17 protein-coding genes are annotated in these 16207 nt (G+C 71.2%); 3 read left to right on the forward strand and 14 right to left on the reverse strand.

From position 1 onward, the window contains the following. Window positions 1-101 precede the first annotated feature (101 nt). The 10 genes from K0H49_RS26945 to K0H49_RS26990 all read right to left on the reverse strand — a co-directional run bounded on the left by K0H49_RS26945 (window position 102) and on the right by K0H49_RS26990 (window position 7908). Window positions 102-371, reverse strand: coding sequence for a hypothetical protein (locus K0H49_RS26945; protein WP_219219447.1), 270 nt, complete (start codon window positions 369-371; stop codon window positions 102-104). A gap of 149 nt (window positions 372-520) precedes the next feature. Further along, the gene (locus K0H49_RS26950; protein WP_219219449.1) at window positions 521-1789 is read right to left on the reverse strand and encodes a cytochrome c; all 1269 of its coding nucleotides are present in this window, start codon (window positions 1787-1789) and stop codon (window positions 521-523) included. Window positions 1790-1799: 10 nt separating this feature from the next. After that, window positions 1800-2483 carry a c-type cytochrome gene (locus tag K0H49_RS26955; RefSeq protein ID WP_374122443.1) on the reverse strand — a complete coding sequence of 228 codons (684 nt, stop codon included), beginning with the start codon at window positions 2481-2483 and terminating at the stop codon, window positions 1800-1802. 199 nt (window positions 2484-2682) lie between these two features. Further along, the gene (locus K0H49_RS26960) at window positions 2683-3417 is read right to left on the reverse strand and encodes an LrgB family protein (RefSeq protein ID WP_219219453.1); all 735 of its coding nucleotides are present in this window, start codon (window positions 3415-3417) and stop codon (window positions 2683-2685) included. Then, the gene (locus K0H49_RS26965) at window positions 3414-3767 is read right to left on the reverse strand and encodes a CidA/LrgA family protein (protein WP_219219455.1); all 354 of its coding nucleotides are present in this window, start codon (window positions 3765-3767) and stop codon (window positions 3414-3416) included. The genes K0H49_RS26960 and K0H49_RS26965 overlap by 4 nt, the downstream gene beginning before the upstream one ends. Then, window positions 3764-4372, reverse strand: coding sequence for a hypothetical protein (locus K0H49_RS26970; protein ID WP_219219457.1), 609 nt, complete (start codon window positions 4370-4372; stop codon window positions 3764-3766). The genes K0H49_RS26965 and K0H49_RS26970 overlap by 4 nt, the downstream gene beginning before the upstream one ends. Then, window positions 4369-4989, reverse strand: a complete 621-nt coding sequence (locus tag K0H49_RS26975) for an SCO family protein (protein ID WP_219219459.1) — start codon at window positions 4987-4989, stop codon at window positions 4369-4371. Before K0H49_RS26975 ends, K0H49_RS26970 begins: the two co-directional genes overlap by 4 nt. Continuing rightward, the gene (locus tag K0H49_RS26980) at window positions 4986-5597 is read right to left on the reverse strand and encodes a c-type cytochrome (protein WP_219219461.1); all 612 of its coding nucleotides are present in this window, start codon (window positions 5595-5597) and stop codon (window positions 4986-4988) included. The genes K0H49_RS26975 and K0H49_RS26980 overlap by 4 nt, the downstream gene beginning before the upstream one ends. Then, window positions 5572-6267 (reverse strand): cbb3-type cytochrome c oxidase subunit II, encoded by a 696-nt coding sequence (locus tag K0H49_RS26985; RefSeq protein ID WP_219219464.1) that lies wholly within the window; start codon window positions 6265-6267, stop codon window positions 5572-5574. The genes K0H49_RS26980 and K0H49_RS26985 overlap by 26 nt, the downstream gene beginning before the upstream one ends. A 9-nt stretch (window positions 6268-6276) precedes the next feature. Beyond that, the gene (locus tag K0H49_RS26990) at window positions 6277-7908 is read right to left on the reverse strand and encodes a cbb3-type cytochrome c oxidase subunit I (protein WP_219219467.1); all 1632 of its coding nucleotides are present in this window, start codon (window positions 7906-7908) and stop codon (window positions 6277-6279) included. A 247-nt stretch (window positions 7909-8155) separates the two neighbouring features. Between K0H49_RS26990 and K0H49_RS26995 the strand changes: the two genes are divergently transcribed. Then, a complete protein-coding gene (locus K0H49_RS26995; RefSeq protein ID WP_219219469.1) occupies window positions 8156-9580 on the forward strand; it encodes an aminotransferase-like domain-containing protein in 1425 nt (474 codons plus the stop codon). A gap of 33 nt (window positions 9581-9613) precedes the next feature. On the opposite strand, the gene K0H49_RS27000 is transcribed toward K0H49_RS26995, so the two are convergent. Next, window positions 9614-10729, reverse strand: coding sequence for a DSD1 family PLP-dependent enzyme (locus K0H49_RS27000; RefSeq protein ID WP_219219471.1), 1116 nt, complete (start codon window positions 10727-10729; stop codon window positions 9614-9616). 314 nt (window positions 10730-11043) lie between these two features. Here K0H49_RS27000 and K0H49_RS27010 point away from each other — a divergent pair, with 314 nt between their 5' ends. After that, window positions 11044-11700: a DUF1345 domain-containing protein gene (locus tag K0H49_RS27010; RefSeq protein WP_219219473.1), complete on the forward strand. Its 657-nt coding sequence runs from the start codon at window positions 11044-11046 to the stop codon at window positions 11698-11700. A 10-nt stretch (window positions 11701-11710) separates the two neighbouring features. Here the strand turns inward: K0H49_RS27010 and K0H49_RS27015 are convergent, their stop codons facing one another. From K0H49_RS27015 to K0H49_RS27025, 3 genes are read right to left on the reverse strand one after another with little or no spacing between them, the layout of a single operon-like run. Then, window positions 11711-12649 (reverse strand): DMT family transporter, encoded by a 939-nt coding sequence (locus tag K0H49_RS27015; RefSeq protein WP_219219475.1) that lies wholly within the window; start codon window positions 12647-12649, stop codon window positions 11711-11713. A gap of 44 nt (window positions 12650-12693) precedes the next feature. Further along, on the reverse strand, window positions 12694-13191 hold the full coding sequence (locus tag K0H49_RS27020) for a methylated-DNA--[protein]-cysteine S-methyltransferase (RefSeq protein WP_219219476.1): 498 nt from the start codon (window positions 13189-13191) through the stop codon (window positions 12694-12696). Next, the gene (locus K0H49_RS27025) at window positions 13188-14711 is read right to left on the reverse strand and encodes an AlkA N-terminal domain-containing protein (protein ID WP_219219478.1); all 1524 of its coding nucleotides are present in this window, start codon (window positions 14709-14711) and stop codon (window positions 13188-13190) included. The genes K0H49_RS27020 and K0H49_RS27025 overlap by 4 nt, the downstream gene beginning before the upstream one ends. A 111-nt stretch (window positions 14712-14822) precedes the next feature. Here K0H49_RS27025 and K0H49_RS27030 point away from each other — a divergent pair, with 111 nt between their 5' ends. Beyond that, window positions 14823-16205: a phosphomannomutase/phosphoglucomutase gene (locus K0H49_RS27030; RefSeq protein WP_219219481.1), complete on the forward strand. Its 1383-nt coding sequence runs from the start codon at window positions 14823-14825 to the stop codon at window positions 16203-16205. Window positions 16206-16207 lie beyond the last annotated feature (2 nt).

Genomic DNA, 16207 nt, shown 5'->3' on the forward strand with positions numbered 1-16207 from the left:
GTGGTTCGTCCACGTGGATGCGAATGATGCCCGGCTTGCGTGGGCACTTGGCGTGCAGCGTTGCATGGCCCTTCGGCGCCATGCGGTCCGCAGCGTCCGGTTCAGGCGCGCGAGAGCTGCCACAGCGCGATGCCGGCCGCGATGGCGGGCACGGCGAACACCAGCAGCAGGATCGGAGATTCCTCTCGCACGCTGTAGCCCGCGTGGGTGACGCCCACCCACATGTTGACGGCCGCGATCAGCAGCCAGACCGGCACGAAGGCCTTGGCACCCATCGCCATTCCGGCGGCGCTCGCGCCCCAGAGCCAGCCGAACAGGATGAACAGGCCCAGCAGCACCACGCCGCCTCCGATGACCATCAGCACATGCATGTGGGAGTCCTCGTCGATCGATGAACGCTCGAGTCTACGGTGGGACTGCGCGCTGGATCGTTCGCGTGCGATGGGGGGTGCGGGACCCGGCTCATCCCTGAAGTGGGGACGGCGAGCCCTGTTGGCAGGATTCGGGCCGTCCCTTTGGCTCAGCGCCGCATCGTGTCCCGCTGCGACACCGCCGGCGCGTCGTTGCCCCAGCTGCCGCGCACATAGGTCAGCACCGCCGCGATGTCGTTGTCGTCGAGCACGTGGCCGAAGGGGGGCATGCCATAGGGGCGCGGGTTGCCGGCCGTGGCCGGCAGGAAGCCGCCGTGGCGCACCACCTGGATCAGGTTGGCGGGCGTGTCCATGTTGACCGCGCGGCTGCCGGCCAGCGGCGGGTAGGCGCCGGCCGCGCCCTGGCCCGCGTCGCCGTGGCAGTAGGCGCAGCGCTGGTCGTAGATGCGCGCGCCGCGTTCCATGGTGCCGACGTCGCGCCGTTGCGGTGCGGGCGCCGACGTGGTGGTGTCGGGCAGCTTCTGCAGGTAGAGCGCCATCGCCGTGAGGTCGGCCTCGCTCAGGTGCTGGGTGCTGCGGTAGACCACGTCGGCCATCGGGCCCATCACCGAGCCGCCGGGCGCGGTGCCGTTCTTCAGCAGCGCCACCACATGGCGCGTTTCCCAGTCGGCCACCGAAGCTTCGCGCTTGGAGGTGAGCGAAGGTGCGTACCAGTTCTCGATCGGGATCAGGCCGCCCGACAGGCCGCGTTTTTCTTCGGTGGCGCCCAGCACGTTGCGCGTGCCGTGGCAGGCGATGCAGTGGCCCAGGCCTTCGACCAGGTAGGCGCCGCGGTTCCATTCGGCCGGCTGCGCCGGATCGGGCACGAAGGGCGCAGGCGTGAACGAGAGCGCGCGCCAGACGGCCAGCGCGGCCTGCGTGTCGTAGGGGAAGCGCAGCCGGTGCGGCGCGTTCGGCGTGGCCGACGCCGGCACGCTGCGCAGGTAGGCGTAGAGCGCGTCGGAATCCTCGCGCGTGATGCGCGTGAAGCTCGGATACGGGAAGGCCGGGTAGAGCAGGCGGCCGTCCTTGCCGCGGCCGTTGTGCAGGGCGCGCCAGAAGTGCGCGGGGCTCCAGCTGCCGATGCCCTGCTGGACGTCGGGCGTGAGGTTGCCTGCGTAGACGGTGCCGAAGGGCGTCTCGATGCCCAGGCCGCCCGCGTAGGCCTGGCCGCCGCGCACCGTGTGGCAGCCCGCGCAGTTGCCGGCCAGCGCGAGGTAGCGGCCGCGGTCGACCTGGGCCGGCGTCGCTTCGAAGGCGGAGCCGGCCTCGGCGGGCAGCGTGTCTTCGCCGCGCAGGTTGAGTGCGACCAGCGCCGCGGTGCCGAGCACCAGCAGCACGACCAGGCCGGCGAGGAGGTAGAGGAAGCGTTTCAACATGCTCGCGCCCTCACTTCTTCACCGAGGCCGGCATGGCGCTGCAGGGCATGGGCAGCGGGCCGGGCAATGCGGCCACGGCCTTGGCGCGGTCGGGTACGGGTTGCAGCGCGAGCCAAGCCGCGACGGCGTTGATGTCGGCGGTGTCCAGCTTGCGGCCGACCTGGGCCATGCAGTCGGGCGCAAGCGCGTGGCGGTCGTCGGTGAGCCAGGCGCCGAGCTGCGAGGACAGGTAGAGCCGCGGCAGGCCGACCAGCGCCGGGATGCCGGGCTGCACGCCGGTGAGCGCCGCGCCGTGGCACTGGGTGCAGGCGGGGATGCCGCGCGCCGCGTCGCCCTGCAGCGCCAGCGCCTTGCCGCGCGCCAGCGTTTCGGCCGAGGCGTCGCTGACGGTCGAGACCGCGGGGTAGGGCAGGTCGAGCCCGGCGAAGTAGGCGGCCATTTCGCGCAGGTAGTCGTCCGACAGGTGCTGCACCAGGTGGACCATGTCCGAGTTGAAGCGCCGGCCGTCGCGGAAGCTCACCAGCTGGTTGAACAGGTAGCCCTCGGGCTTGCCGGCCAGCCGCGGGAAGAAGGCCGCATTGTTGGTCGCGCCTTCGCGGCCGTGGCAGGCGATGCAGGCCGCCACGCGCTGCGCGATGGTGTCGGGGACGGCACGCGATGCGGCGGGTGCGGGTTCGGCCGCCGCGGCCAGCATGGGGAGGACGCCGAGTGCGAGCAGGGCCAGCAGGCGGCGGGAGGAATGCAGCAGCTTCAAATCGGGGGCGCTTGTCGTCGTGATCGTGATCGTGGGCGCGCACGCACTCGGGCGCGCGCGGGGACAGGGCCGATTGTCGGCTGTGGGTCCGGAGCCGAACAGCATCAGTTGCGGTCGCTTCGACCCTAGCAGTTGGGGTCTACAGCCAGCCGATGCACTGGAAACACACGACCGCCAGCGGCATCAGCAGCGCGGTCGCGATGCCGTTGAGCCCCATGGCCAGCGCGGCGAAGGCGCCCGTGCCCGGGTGCTCCTGCAGCTCGCGCGCCATGCCGATCGCATGGGCCGTGAGCCCGATCGCGAAGCCGCGCGCGGCCGGGTCGTGCACCCGCAGCAGGTCGAGCAGCGGGCGCGAGACCACGGTGCCGGCGATGCCCGTGAGCGCCACCGCCACCGCAGCCAGCGCCGGCAGCCCGCCGAAGCGTTCGGCCACCGGCATCGCGATCGGCATGGTGGCCGACTTGGGCGCCAGCGACATCAGCGTCTCGCGCGAGCCGCCCAGCGCCCAGGCCACGCCCACGGCCGAAGCGATGGCCGTGAGGGAGCCCACCGCCAGCGCGATGCACAGCGGTCGCCAGATGGCCTTGAGCCGGGCCCGGTGCCCGAACAGCGGCACCGCGAGCGCGACCGTCGCCGGCCCGACGAGCAAAGTCAGCAGCTGCGTGCCCTGCGCATAGACCGGGTAGGGCGTGCCGCTGAGCCACAGCACGCCGACCACCAGCGCGACCGCGGTGAACACCGGGATCAGCAGCGGGCGGCCGCCGCTGCAGCGGTAGAGCCATTGCGCGAGCAGGTAGGCCGCCAGCGTCACGCCCAGCCAGAGCAAGGGCGAGGCGGCGAAGCGTGCCCAGTCCGGTACCGATGCCGCGGTCATGGCGCGTCGGCCGCCTGGCGCCGCAACAGCCAGTTCAGCGTGAGCGCGGTCACGGCCAGCGTGACGATCGCGCCCACCACGCAGGCCGCGAGAAAGGGTCGCCATTCGCGGGCCACGCGCTCGAAGTGCAACATCACGCCGGCCACCGCGGGCAAGAACAGCAGCATCATGTGCTGCAGCAGCGTGCCGGCGGTGCGCTCCAGCGCGGCCGGCACATAGCCCATCACCGCCAGCGCCGCCGACAGCAGCAGCATGCCGACCAAGGCGCCGGGCAGCGGCAGGCCGAAGCCCAGCACCAGCATCTCGCCCAGCAGCTGGAGGCCGATCAGCGTGGCAAGGGCCTGCATCATGGCGTGGCCGCCGCGGCCGATGCGTCGTCGTCCGCCTGCGTGAAAACGCGCGACACGAAGGCCAGGTGCGCCAGCCACAGAGCCAGGCCCGCCACGGCCCAGAGCACCAGCGCGCGACCGGCCGTGGGTTGCTGGTCGACCAGGTAGACCGCGCACAACTGCAGCGGCGCCTCCTGGTAGAGCAGGCCCGCGGCCAGCATCATCCAGAAGCCGTTGAGCACGAAGAAGGCCTGCAGCACCGTGCCCGCGCGCGGCCACGAGGCGGCAGCCCAGGCGCCTGCAGCCACCAGGCTCGCCACCTTGGCCAGCGCCAAGCCCTCGTGCAGCACCGCGCGGTCGAGTGCGGCCGGCAGCATCCAGAAGCCGGTGGTGCACAGAGCGGCCAGCAGGCCCGGCAGGCCGTGCGCGTTCCAGGCGGCGAAGCGTTGCGAGCGTGCCGCACCGCTGCACCGCGGCAGCGCGCAGCCCAGCAGGAACAGGGCTGGCAGCTCGAGCCCCATGTGCCGTGCCATCGTGTGTTCGAGCCAGGGGTGTGCGGGCGCGAGCGCGGCGATCCCCAGCGCCGGTGCGCAGGCGATCAGCGTGCGGTGCGTGGCGGGTGTCATGGCGCGCGCAGCTGCGCGGCCAGCGCGATGTCGGGCCGGTCGACGTCGTAGGCATGGGCGAGCCGGCCCTGGCCGTCGACCACGAACAGCGCCGCGTTATGCACATAGCCGCCCAGGCCATCGGGCAGCACCACCACGCCGAACAGCGCGAGCATCTGCGCCAGCTGTGCGGCATCGGCCACCGTGGCGAAGCGCCACAGCGCGGGGTCGGCGTCGAGCCGCCGCGCATGTTCCGCCAGTACCGCGGGCGTGTCGTTGGCGGGGTCGAAGCTCAGCGTGAGCAGGCGCATCTGCCCTTCGAGTCCGCGGGCCCGGATCTCCGACTGCAGCCAGGACTGGCCCGAGGCGCTGGTCAGGCACACGGTCTGGCAGCGCAGGTACTGCAGCGTCACGAAGGTGATCGGCGCGTTCGGTGCCGCGTAGTCGCTCAGCGCAAGGCGGCGGGCCGCCCCGTCGACCAGGGCGAGGTCCGGCAGCGCACGCGGCGCCTGTTCGATGTCGGCGCGCCGCACGCCGTCGGAGGTCACGGCCGCGAAGCCGCGCGTCACGCCCGCGAAGGCCGCGAGCGCCAGCGCCGCGACGGCCAGCGTGGCGAGCGCCGTGCGCGCGGCGCTCATGGCGTGGCGTCCGCCCTGGCCAGGAAGTCCTGCAGTGCCTTCACGCCGTTCCACGGTTCGGTGCGACTGGCCGACGCCGCGCGCGCGGCCTGCACCGCGTCGGCCGTGACCGGCGGGCTGTCGTTGCCCCATTCGCCGCGCACGAAGCTCAGCACGGCCGCGAGTTCGGCGTCGTTCATCTGCTCGCCGAAGGCCGGCATGGCGCCGTTGTAGGTGGTGCCCGCGACCTCGATCGGACCGTTCAGGCCGTGCAGCAGGATCTGCACCGGCAGCGCGGGCGCGTCCTTCACCCAGGATGCGCCCGCGAGCGGCGGGAACACGCCCGGCAGGCCCTGGCCGTTGGCCTGGTGGCAGGCCTGGCACTTGGCGACGAAGAGCTGGCGGCCATCGACCGCGCCGCCCGGCGCCGCGGCCGCGCCCTGCGCCAGCGTGGCCGGCTGGCGCTGGTCGCCCAGGCCGGCCAGGCCGTCGGGCCGCGCCAGCACGATGTAGGCCAGCGCCCAGGCGATCAGCGCACCGACCAGGGCCAGCACCACGTGCGGCACCGGGTTGTACTGCTCGTGCGGATCGTCGTGTTCGCTTTTACGGTTTTGCGGCGGCGGGGGCATCGGGCTTCTGTCCTTCGGTGGGGGTCTCGGGCACGCCGGTGGCGCGGCCGGGCGGCAGCAGGCGGATCACCGCCTCGGCCTGGGCCGGCGTGAGCACCGGGTATTCGCGCTTCAGGCTCTGCAGGTAGGCCACGAGGTCGAGCGCCTCGGGCTTCGCCACCACGATCTCGCTGAGCGACACCGTGCCCGGCGGCAGCGTGACCACGCGCTCGCCCTTGGTCACGGTCTGCTCGTTCTTGACCTCGAACAGGAAGCGGTAGGCCGGCATGTTGCTGCCGGCCACATAGGCGCGCGGCTGGAACAGGTGGCCCAGGTGCCAGTCGGCGCTGGGCTGGCGCACGCCGATGTTGAACAGGTCGGGGCCGGTGCGCATGGTGCCCAGCAGCGGCGGCGCGTCGTAGTGGTAGTCGCCGGCCACCGAGGCGCGGCCCCAGCCGCGGCGCGCGTCGGCGATGCCCGCGCCGGTGGTGCTGGGCTGCTGCGTGTGGCAGGCGATGCAGCCGTTGGCCATGTAGACCGCGCGGCCGCGCAGCTCCTGGCTCGAGTAGGGCTTGAGCGCCGGTGGCGCCGGATCGTCCTTGAGCTGCAGGAAGGGCACCACGATCATGGCCGCGGTGGCGAGGGACAGCGTGACCATGGCCCCGCTGACGAGCTTGAGTTCGTTTTCCATCAGGGGGCCTCAGGCGGTGGTGACGGGCGCGGCGAGGCGCTCGGCGGGGGCGAACACGCCCGAGCGCGCGGAGATCAGCAGCACGTGCCAGGCGAACACCAGGTGGCCGAGCGTCATCAGCGCGCCGCCGACCGAGCGGCCCTGCAGCCAGGGCAGCGTGACCGCCACCGCGTCCATGAAGGGGCGCGCCGGGTCGAGCAGGATCAGCCCCTGCAGCACGCCGCCGATGCTCAGCGTCACCATGTAGACCGTGAAGCCCGCCACCACCAGCCAGAAGTGCAGGCTGATCAGCGCCGGCTGCGGCCAGCGCACGTCGAGGATGCGCGGCAGCGCGAAGTAGACGCCGCCGAAGATCACCATCGAGACGAAGCCGTACATGCCCAGGTGGGCGTGGGCCACGGTGAAGTGGGTGAAGTGCGTGACCGCGTTGAAGGAGCGCAGCGCCTGGAACGAACCCTGCAGCGAGGCGAAGGTGTACATCACGGCGCCGAAGACGATGAAGCGCAGCACGTGCGAATGCCGCAGCGCGCCGAAGTGGCCCTTGAGCGTGAGGTGCTGGTTGACCGAGAACGCGACCACCGGGATCACCATCATCACGCTCTGCACGATCGACAGCGTGATCAGCCATTCGGGGATCGGCCCGCCGATCAGGTGGTGCGCGCCGACCTGGCCGTAGAAGAAGGCCAGCGTCCAGAAGCCCAGCAGCGAGAGGTTGTACGAGCGCACCGGCCGGCCGATGACCTTGGGCAGGAAGTAGTAGACGCAGGCCAGCGACAGCGGCGTGTAGAACAGGCCCAGCACGTTGTGGCCGAACCACCAGTTCATGGTCGCCTGCTCGACGCCGAAGTGCACGCCGGGCACCTTGGCCACGATGTAGAGCGTGGGAAACCAGAACAGCGCCGCGCCCATGTACCAGACCGACACGTAGAGATGCTGCACCTGGCGGCGCTGCAGCATCAGCGCCATCGGCAGGCCGATCAGCATGCCGCCGAGCGCGAACAGCGCGCCGATCTGCCAGGGGATCTCCAGCCATTCCATGCCCGCGTTGATGCCCACCGCCAGGCCGCCCAGGCCCGCGACCAGGCCGGCGTTCCAGAGCAGCGTGCCGACGATGACCAATCGTCCGCCCTGCAGCTGCGTCTTGAGCAGGCGCGGCAGCATCCAGATCGACAGACCGAGCAGGCCCATCGGCGCCCAGCCGTAGGCCACGGCATTCAGGTGCAGCGTGCGTAGCCGGCCGAAGCCGAGCCAGGCCTGGTCGGTCAGCAGGTCGGGCCAGTGCAGTTTCAGCGAGCTCAGCAGGCCGGCGGCCGAGGCCACCACCAGCCAGACCGTGGCGCAGGCGATCAGCATGAAGGCCGGGAAGGAGCTCGAGCGGTCGGCCGCCTCGCGCGCGGCCAGCTCGGTGGGCGCGGGGCCGGCGACCTCGCCGGCGTGCGCCGCGACCACGCGCGTGAGCGCATGGTGCTGGTCGGCGCTGGCCGAGGGCTCTTCGGGTCGGCCGATCTCGCCCGGCGAGAAGATGGTGCGCGCGCCACTGGACTCGGCGTCGAACAGGCCCTTGCGCAGCGACCAGATGAAGCCGAACAGGCCGACGATGGAAAGAAGGAAGGTGGCCAGCAGCAGGGCGGTGGGATTCATGGGCACTCGTGGGGCAGCTTCGCCCCGTTCCCTGCGGAGGCGGTGGGCGGTGGCGAAGACGGAAGCCGATGCTAGGTCGAACGCATCAGTTGAAGAATCATCAGTTGGCTGGTGAAAAACCGGATCAGAAGGAACGCGTTCCAGAGGAATACACTGGCGGGACCGAATCGGCGCAGTTGCCTCAGCTGGTCGAATCACCCCAGAAAATACGGATCAGGTGTGCCGCCTGCTCCTTCCGGAGCCCTCCATGAAGCGCTACGAGGCCCTGGCGGCCGATGTCGAGGAATCGATCCGCAGCGGTGTGCTGCAACCCGGCGACCGCGTGCCCTCGGTGCGCCACACCATCGCCAGCCGCGGCGTGAGCGCCTCGACGGTGTTCCAGGCCTATTACCTGCTCGAGGCGCGCGGCCTGATCCGGGCGCGCGAACGCTCGGGCTACTACGTCGCCGCCGCCGTCGACAAGGGCCGCCGGGTGCCGCCCGAGCCCGACCTGAGCTCGCAGCCGGCCGACGCCTCGATCGCGGTCGACGTGAGCGACCGCGTGTTCGAGATCCTCGAGGCCAGCAAGACGCGCGACGTGGTGCCCTTCGGCTCGGCCTTCCTGAGCCCGCTGCTGTTCCCGCTGGCCCGGCTGGGCCAGGCGCTGGCTTCGAGCGCCAAGACGCTCGATCCCTGGAGCACGGTGGACGACCTCACGCCCGGCAACGCCTCACTGCGCCGCCAGATCGCGCTGCGCTACCTGGCCGACGGGCTCCACGTGCACCCCGACGAGATCGTGGTCACCAACGGCGCGCTGGAGGCGCTCAACCTGTGCCTGGCGGCGGTCACGCGGCCCGGCGATTCGGTGATCGTCGAGTCACCCACCTTCTATGCGGCGCTGCAGGCGCTGGAGCGCATGGGCCTGCAGGCCATCGAAGTGCCCACGCATCCGCGCGAGGGCATCGACCTGGCGGCGCTGGCGCGCGCCATCGAGCGCCACAAGCCGCGCGCCTGCTGGCTCATGACCACCTTCCAGAACCCGCTGGGCAGCCTGATGCCCGAGGCCAAGAAGAAGGCGCTGGTGGCGCTGCTGGCCCAGCACGAGATCCCGCTGATCGAGGACGACGTCTACGCCGAGCTCTACTTCGGCGACAAGCGCCCGCTGCCGGCCAAGGCCTTCGACACGCAGGGGCTGGTGATGCACTGCGGCTCGTTCTCCAAGTGCCTGGCGCCGGGCTACCGGATCGGCTGGGCCGCGCCCGGGCGCCACGCCAAGGCCGTGGGCCGGCTCAAGCTCACGACCACGCTGGGCGCCTCGGCGCCCGCGCAGGCCGCGCTCGCGACCTACCTCGAACACGGCGGCTTCGACAAGCACCTGCGCAAGCTGCGCCAGACCCTGGCCGGGCAGCAGGCACCGCTGGCGGAGGCGGTGGCGCGGCACTTCCCGGCCGGCACGCGTGCCACCCGGCCGGCCGGCGGCTACTTCCTCTGGGTCGAACTGCCCGAGGGCGTCGACGCGATCGAGATCCACCGCCGCGCGCTGGCGCTGGGCATCAGCGTGGCGCCAGGCCCGATCTTCTCGGCCAGCCGCGCCTTCGCGAACTGCCTGCGGCTCAACTACGGCCACGCGTGGGATGCGCGGGCCGAGGAGGCGGTGGTCACGCTGGGGCGGCTCGCCGCCGCGCGGATCTGATGCGACCGGGCGAGAACTTCGTCGTGCGAGCGCCTACAGCAGCGAACCGCGCGCAGCAATGGGCCACAGCGCCTCGACACGGTCTCCGCGCACGCAGACCAGTTCGTCGTACAGGTTGACGGTCGGGTCGCAGTGGCCCGGAACCAGCCAGAGCGTGTCCCCCAGGGCCAGTGCATCGGCGCTCGGTGTCAGGATCACGCCATGCTCGTCCGAGGCCTTGGTGTACCGCAGGTCGGGCCGCTTCCAGACGGTGGGCATGCCGGAGTCGACGCTCGAGGCCTTGAGGCCGCTGTCGACCACCGCGAAATCGGCACCGGAGCGGCTGAGGACCTGGGTCTTGACGAACAGCGCATGCTCGAACACCACATCGCCCTCGCCGCGCTGGTTGTCGCCGTAGTCCCGGTCCATGAAGATGTACGAGCCGGCCTGCAGTTCGGTGAACACACCGGAGTCCCGCTCCAGAGGAAACGTGCCCGTGCCGGCGCCCGTGATGCACTCGACCTGCAGGCCGCAGGCCTCGATCTCCTGCCGGGTCAGGCGTGCCAGATCGACTGTGTTTGCAATGCTCGCCGCGCGTTCGGACGGTGTGCGCTGATGCTGCGCGGTACCGTGGTAGCAGTGCAGGCCCGCGAAGCGCAACGAGGGCGAAGCGGCGACCAGGCTTGCCAGGCGTGCTGATTCCGCCCCCGGGGCTGCGCCGCAGCGATGCGCGCCCACATCCACCTCCACGTAGACGTCGAGCGTCACCTGGTGCGCGCTGGCGGCGTCCGACAGTGGCGTCACCTGCGACGGATGGTCCACCAGCACGCCAATGCGCGCCGTGCGCGCCAGCGCCGCCAGATGGGCGAGTTTCGAGGCCCCGACCACCTGATTGGTCACCAGCACGTCCTTCACGCCGGCGGCCACGAACACGGCCGCTTCGCTGACCTTCTGGCAGCAGATGCCGACGGCACCCAATGCCAACTGGCGCCTGGCAATCTCCGGTGTCTTGTGGCATTTGGCGTGCGGGCGCAGGCGCACGTTGTGCCCTTGGAGCGCCGACGCCATCTTCTGAAGGTTGCGCTCGAACGCGTCGAGATCGAGCACGAGCGACGGGGTGTCGATGGCTGCGATCGAATCGCCCGGCTGGGCGGCTTTCCAGGGGGTCATGGGGTGTCTGGTGAAGTGATGTCGTACATCAGTCGATTTTTGCACCCGAACGCTTGATGATGCCGGCCCACCTCTCGGTTTCGCGACGCGACAGCTCACGGAATTCCTCGGGCGAACTCGCTTCGGCATCCGAGCCCAGCGAGTGGAAGCGCGCCTTCAGTTCGGGCTTGGCAAGTGCGGTGCGGATCTCCTGGTTCAGCCGGTTGACGATTTCCTTGGGCAGGTTCGCCGGGCCGGCATGGCGCGCCCCCGGCGCAAGGCCGCAGCCTGCGGGAGCGCGCGCACCGGCGCGTTGACCTGGCTACAGTCCTGCCATGCAAACACATCTCTCGAAAGCCGCCGGGCTGCAACGTCTGGCCTACGGCGCCGCGGCCGGGCTGGCCGTGGGCCTGATGCCCTGGCCCATGGGCGGCATCGCGCGCGGCCTGCTGGGCTGGACCTGCGGCACGCTGGTCTACCTGCTGCTGGCCTGGTGGCTGGCCGAGACCTTCAATGCCGAGCGCACGCGGGCGCGCTCCCAGTCGCTGGACCAGCCCAACGTGCTGATCCTGGTCATCACGCTCACGGCGGTGGCCGCGTCGGCCTCGGCCATCACGATGATGCTGCAGCAGGTCAAGCAGCTCGACGGCATCGAGCGGGCCGCGCACATCGCGCTGGGCATGTTCGCGCTCGCGACGTCATGGCTGTTGATCCACACCATCTACGCCTTCCACTACGCCCACCGCTACTACCAGACCGAGATGCAGAAGACCGAGGCCGGCCCGGGCCTGGATTTTCCGGGCAAGCTGGACCCGGACTACTTCGACTTCCTCTACTTCTCCTTCGTGATCGGCATGACCTCGCAGGTGTCGGACGTGCAGGTCACCTCGCGCGACATGCGGCGCATCACGCTCGTGCATGGCGTGCTGGCCTTCGCCTTCAACATGCTGGTGCTGGCCCTGTCGATCAACGTGGTCGCCGGGAGCATCTGACTCGCCGCGCTCAGGCCTTCCGGCCCAGCCTCACCAGCCCCGTCGACAGCGCCACGCCGCAGACGATCACGGCCGCGCACACCCCCATCCACTGCGTGATGTGCTCGCCCAGGAACACGGTGCCGTAGAACACCGCGAACACCGGCACCAGGAAGGTCACGGTGAGCGCGCGCGCCGGGCCGGCGCGTTCGATCAGGCGGAAGAACAGGATGTAGGCCAGGCCGGTGCAGGCCACGCCGAGCACGACGAGCGCCAGCCAGGCGCGCGCGCTGGGCATCTTCTCGGGCCAGAACCACAGCGCGGGCAGCGCCAGGAACAGCGTGGCGCCGATCTGGCTGCCGGTGGCGGTGGCCAGCGCTGGCACGCCGCTCAGATGGCGCCGTGTGGCGCTGGCCGCGATGCCGTAGCAGAGGCAGGCGGCCAGGCAGGCCAGCACGGCCCAGGTGGCGCTCGAACTGCTGGCGTCGGCATGCACGCCGGCGCTGCGGCTGGCGAGCATCGCGACGCCGGTGAAGCCGATCACCAGCCCGACGATGCGCGAGCCGCTGGGGCGTTCGCTGAACCAGGCCCAGGCCACCAGCGCGCCGAACATCGGCACGGTGGCGTTGAGCACGGCCGCGAGTCCGCTGTTGATGGTGAGCAGCGCGAAGCAGAAGAAGGCGAAGGGCAGGCCGGAATTGAGCACGCCGATCAGCAGGCTGGCCTTCCAGTGCTGTCGCAGCGCCGCGCCCTGGCCGCGCAGGAACAGCAGCGGCAGCAGGAACAGCGCCGCCACCGTGACCCGCACCGCGGCGGCCGGCAGCGCGCCGAACTCGGCCGCGCCGATGCGCATGAACAGGAAGGACGCGCCCCACAGCGCGCCCAGCAGCACGAGATCGACGAGCCAGGCGTTGGAAGCCGCCTTGGGCGAGGCGAGGGCGGTGACGGTGTTGTTGTTCGTTGTGGTCATGGGTGGGGTCGTCGAAGACGGCGCGCGAAGCGCCGGGCCCGATGCTACCGGGCGCCTTCAAGGGCCAGCAGCGCGGTCTTGCGCTCGAGCCCGCCCGCATAGCCGGTGAGCGAGCCGTCGGCGCCGAGCACGCGGTGGCAGGGCACGATCACGCTGATCGGGTTGCGCCCGACCGCGGCCCCGACCGCGCGCACCGCCGCCGGGTTGCCCACGCGCTGGCTCAGCGTGCCGTAGCTGGTGGTCTGGCCCGCGGGAATGGCCAGCAGCGCCTGCCACACGGCCTGCTGGAAGGCGGTGCCGTGCGACAGGTCCAGCGGCAGGTCGAAATCGCTGCGGGTGCCTGCGAAGTAGTCCTGCAGCTGCGCCGCGGCCGCGCGCAGCACGGGGTGCGCGTCGTCGGGCTGCCAGCTGCGCATGTCGGGCAGGTGGCGCTGCCGGTCGAACCAGAGCCCGGCCAGGCCGGCGTCGGTGGCGGCCAGCGTGACGCCGCCGAGCGCGGTGTCGACATGCAGCGTGTGGAGGAGGGGGGTCTTGAACTTCATGGCGTGCTCCGTTCGAGGGAAGGTGCGGGCGGCGTGTGCCAGGCGCGCAGCACCGCATAGCTGCGCCAGGGCCGCCAGGCCTGCGAGGCCTCGGCCGCGGCGCGGGCCGTGCCCACGCCCAGCGCCTTCTGCAGCGCCACGTCGCCCGAGGGAAAGGCATCGGGCCAGCGCAGCGCGCGCATCGCGATGTACTGCGCGGTCCAGTCGCCGATGCCGGGCAGCGCCTGCAGCGCGGCCAGCGTGGCCGGCACGTCGGCGCCGGCATGCAGCGCGAGCCGGCCCGAGGCCACCTCGTGCGCCAGGGCCTGCAGCGCCGCCTGCCGCTGGCGCACGATGCCCAGCTGGCCCAGTGCGTCGCAGCTGGCCGCCGCGATCGCGGCCGGCGTGGGGAACAGGTGGGTGAGCCCGGCGATCGGCGTCTCGATGGCCTCGCCGAAGGCCGTCACCAGCCGCGAGCCGATGGTGCGCGCCGCGGCCACCGTGATCTGCTGGCCCAGCACCGCGCGCACCGCCAGCTCGAAGCCGTCGACCGTGCCCGGCACGCGCAGCCCGTCGCCCAGCGGGAAGGCGGCGTGCAGCAGCGCGTTGATGGCCATCGGCTCGGCGTCGAGGTCGAGCAGGGCGCGCACGCGGCTGATCACCACCGGCAGCGCGCCGGCCAGCGTGTCGCTCACGGCCAGGTGCAGCTGCTCGCGCGCCGGGTCGAAGCGCAACTCGATCCAGCCGGTGCAGGCGCGGCCCGCATGCTGGACGCGCAGCGTGCGCGCCAGGCGCGTGCCGCCGGCATCGAAGGCCTCGACGCCCTGCAGCGCACGCCGGGCGAAGAAACCCAGCACCGCGTCCACGTCGTAGGGCGGGCGATAGCCCAGCCGCACGGCGATGGAGTGGCCGCTCGGCTGCTCCCCGGCGCGCCGCAGCGCGCTCGGGTTGAGCCCGTAGTGCGCCACGAAGGCGGCATTGAAGCGCCGCACGCTCGCGAAGCCGCTGGCCAGCGCCACCTGCGCCATCGGCAGCGCGGTGTCGGCAATCAGCTGCTTGGCCGCGAGCAGGCGCCGCGTCTGCAGGTACTGCAGTGGCGAGACACCGAACTGGGCCTCGAAGATGCGCCGCAGGTGGCGGTCGCTCACACCCATGCGCAGCGCGATCTGGGCGGCGCCGGGTCCCTCCTCGTTCCAGGCGTCGGGTTCGTCGATGAGGCGGGCGGCCTGGAGCGCCAGGATGCGCGAAGCGTCCTCGGTCGACCAGCTCGCCGCGCGCGGCGCCAGCTCGGGCCGGCAGCGCAGGCAGGGGCGGAAGCCCTCGGCCTCGGCCTGGGCCGCGTGGCGGAAGAAGCGGCAGTTCTCGCGCCGCGGCAGCTTCACGCGGCAGACCGGCCGGCAGTAGATGCCGGTGGAGGTCACGGCGGTGAAGAAGCTGCCGTCGAAGCGCGCATCGTGCGTCGTCATCGCGAGGTAGCAGGCGTCGCTTTCCAGCTCGGCGCCGGGTGCGCCGGGTGCGGGGGAGGAGGATGCCAGGGCCATGCGATCGATCATACGGTCGCACCCTCTCGTAAGTAGCCATTTCCGGACATCTGGCCGCAGGTGGGCATGCCTACAATGGCTTCCGTTTTTGAGAACTTTCAGGGCAACGCCATGCAACTCAGCGCATCGATCTTCAAGGCCTACGACATCCGGGGCGTCGTCCCCAGCACGCTCGACCCCGAGATCGCGGAAGCGCTCGGCAAGGCCTTCGGAAGCGCGGCGCGCGCGGCCGGCGAGAAATCCGTGGCGGTCGGCCGCGACGGCCGGCTCTCCGGCCCTTCGCTGGTCGAGGCGCTGATCCGCGGCCTGGTGGCCACCGGCGTCGAGGTGATCGACGTGGGTGCGGTCACCACGCCCATGCTGTACTTCGCGGCCCACACGCTTGCCACCAGCGGCATCCAGGTCACGGGCAGCCACAACCCGCGCGACTACAACGGCTTCAAGATGGTGCTGGCCGGCCGCGCGATCTACGGCGACGACATCCAGGGCCTGCGCCAGGTGATGGAAGCCGACAGCGCCACGCTCGCCCCCGGCGGCAGCGTGCGCAACGTCGACGTGACCGAGGCCTACACACAGCGCATCGTCGGCGACATCAAGCTGGCCCGGCCGCTGAAGGTCGTGGTCGATTCGGGCAACGGCATCGCCGGTGCCTCGGCCCCCGCGATCCTGCGCGCCATCGGCTGCGAGGTGACCGAGCTGTTCAGCGAGGTCGATGGCAACTTCCCCAACCACCATCCCGACCCGAGCAAGCCCGAGAACCTCAAGGACCTGATTGCCGCGCTCAAGGCCGGCGACGCCGAACTGGGCCTGGCCTTCGATGGCGACGGCGACCGCCTGGGCATCGTGACCCGCGAAGGCAACAACATCTACCCCGACCGCCAGATGATGCTGTTCGCGCAGGACGTGCTCTCGCGCGTGCCCGGCGGCACCATCGTCTACGACGTGAAGTGCTCGCAACGCCTGGGCCCGGCCATCGAGGCTGCGGGCGGCGTGCCGATGATCTACAAGACCGGCCACTCGCTGATCAAGGCCAAGATGAAGGAGATCGACTCCCCGCTGGGCGGCGAGATGAGCGGCCACATCTTCTTCAAGGAGCGCTGGTTCGGCTTCGACGACGGCACCTACGCCGGCTGCCGCCTGCTCGAGATCCTGAGCAAGAGCCCCAACGCGAGCACCGTGCTCGACGGCCTGCCCAGCAGCTTCTCGACGCCCGAGCTCAACGTGAAGTGCGCCGAAGGCGAGCCGCACGCGCTGGTCGACCAGCTGATCAAGACGGTGAAGTTCCCCGCGCCCGCGAGCATCTCGACCATCGACGGCGTGCGCGTCGACTGGCCCGACGGCTTCGGCCTGATCCGCGCCTCGAACACCACGCCGGTGCTCGTGATGCGTTTCGAGGGCCAGACCGAGGCCGCGCTGCACCGCATCGAAGGCGAGATGCTGGCGCTGCTCAAGACCGTCAAGCCCGATTACTCGCTGGCCGAAGCCGCGCACTGAGG

Origin of the sequence: Variovorax boronicumulans, from assembly GCF_019352895.1 — a bacterium.
GTDB lineage: Bacteria > Pseudomonadota > Gammaproteobacteria > Burkholderiales > Burkholderiaceae_C > Variovorax > Variovorax boronicumulans_A.

Bases quoted from the DNA above. Each gene is read 5' to 3' on its own strand.
- K0H49_RS26945 (WP_219219447.1), bottom strand. From the start codon at position 371: ATGCATGTGCTGATGGTCATCGGAGGCGGCGTGGTGCTGCTGGGCCTG.
- K0H49_RS26950 (WP_219219449.1), bottom strand. From the start codon at position 1,789: ATGTTGAAACGCTTCCTCTACCTCCTCGCCGGCCTGGTCGTGCTGCTG.
- K0H49_RS26955 (WP_374122443.1), bottom strand. From the start codon at position 2,483: ATGCTGGCCGCGGCGGCCGAACCCGCACCCGCCGCATCGCGTGCCGTC.
- K0H49_RS26960 (WP_219219453.1), bottom strand. From the start codon at position 3,417: ATGACCGCGGCATCGGTACCGGACTGGGCACGCTTCGCCGCCTCGCCC.
- K0H49_RS26965 (WP_219219455.1), bottom strand. From the start codon at position 3,767: ATGATGCAGGCCCTTGCCACGCTGATCGGCCTCCAGCTGCTGGGCGAG.
- K0H49_RS26970 (WP_219219457.1), bottom strand. From the start codon at position 4,372: ATGACACCCGCCACGCACCGCACGCTGATCGCCTGCGCACCGGCGCTG.
- K0H49_RS26975 (WP_219219459.1), bottom strand. From the start codon at position 4,989: ATGAGCGCCGCGCGCACGGCGCTCGCCACGCTGGCCGTCGCGGCGCTG.
- K0H49_RS26980 (WP_219219461.1), bottom strand. From the start codon at position 5,597: ATGCCCCCGCCGCCGCAAAACCGTAAAAGCGAACACGACGATCCGCAC.
- K0H49_RS26985 (WP_219219464.1), bottom strand. From the start codon at position 6,267: ATGGAAAACGAACTCAAGCTCGTCAGCGGGGCCATGGTCACGCTGTCC.
- K0H49_RS26990 (WP_219219467.1), bottom strand. From the start codon at position 7,908: ATGAATCCCACCGCCCTGCTGCTGGCCACCTTCCTTCTTTCCATCGTC.
- K0H49_RS26995 (WP_219219469.1), top strand. From the start codon at position 8,156: ATGAAGCGCTACGAGGCCCTGGCGGCCGATGTCGAGGAATCGATCCGC.
- K0H49_RS27000 (WP_219219471.1), bottom strand. From the start codon at position 10,729: ATGACCCCCTGGAAAGCCGCCCAGCCGGGCGATTCGATCGCAGCCATC.
- K0H49_RS27010 (WP_219219473.1), top strand. From the start codon at position 11,044: ATGCAAACACATCTCTCGAAAGCCGCCGGGCTGCAACGTCTGGCCTAC.
- K0H49_RS27015 (WP_219219475.1), bottom strand. From the start codon at position 12,649: ATGACCACAACGAACAACAACACCGTCACCGCCCTCGCCTCGCCCAAG.
- K0H49_RS27020 (WP_219219476.1), bottom strand. From the start codon at position 13,191: ATGAAGTTCAAGACCCCCCTCCTCCACACGCTGCATGTCGACACCGCG.
- K0H49_RS27025 (WP_219219478.1), bottom strand. From the start codon at position 14,711: ATGGCCCTGGCATCCTCCTCCCCCGCACCCGGCGCACCCGGCGCCGAG.
- K0H49_RS27030 (WP_219219481.1), top strand. From the start codon at position 14,823: ATGCAACTCAGCGCATCGATCTTCAAGGCCTACGACATCCGGGGCGTC.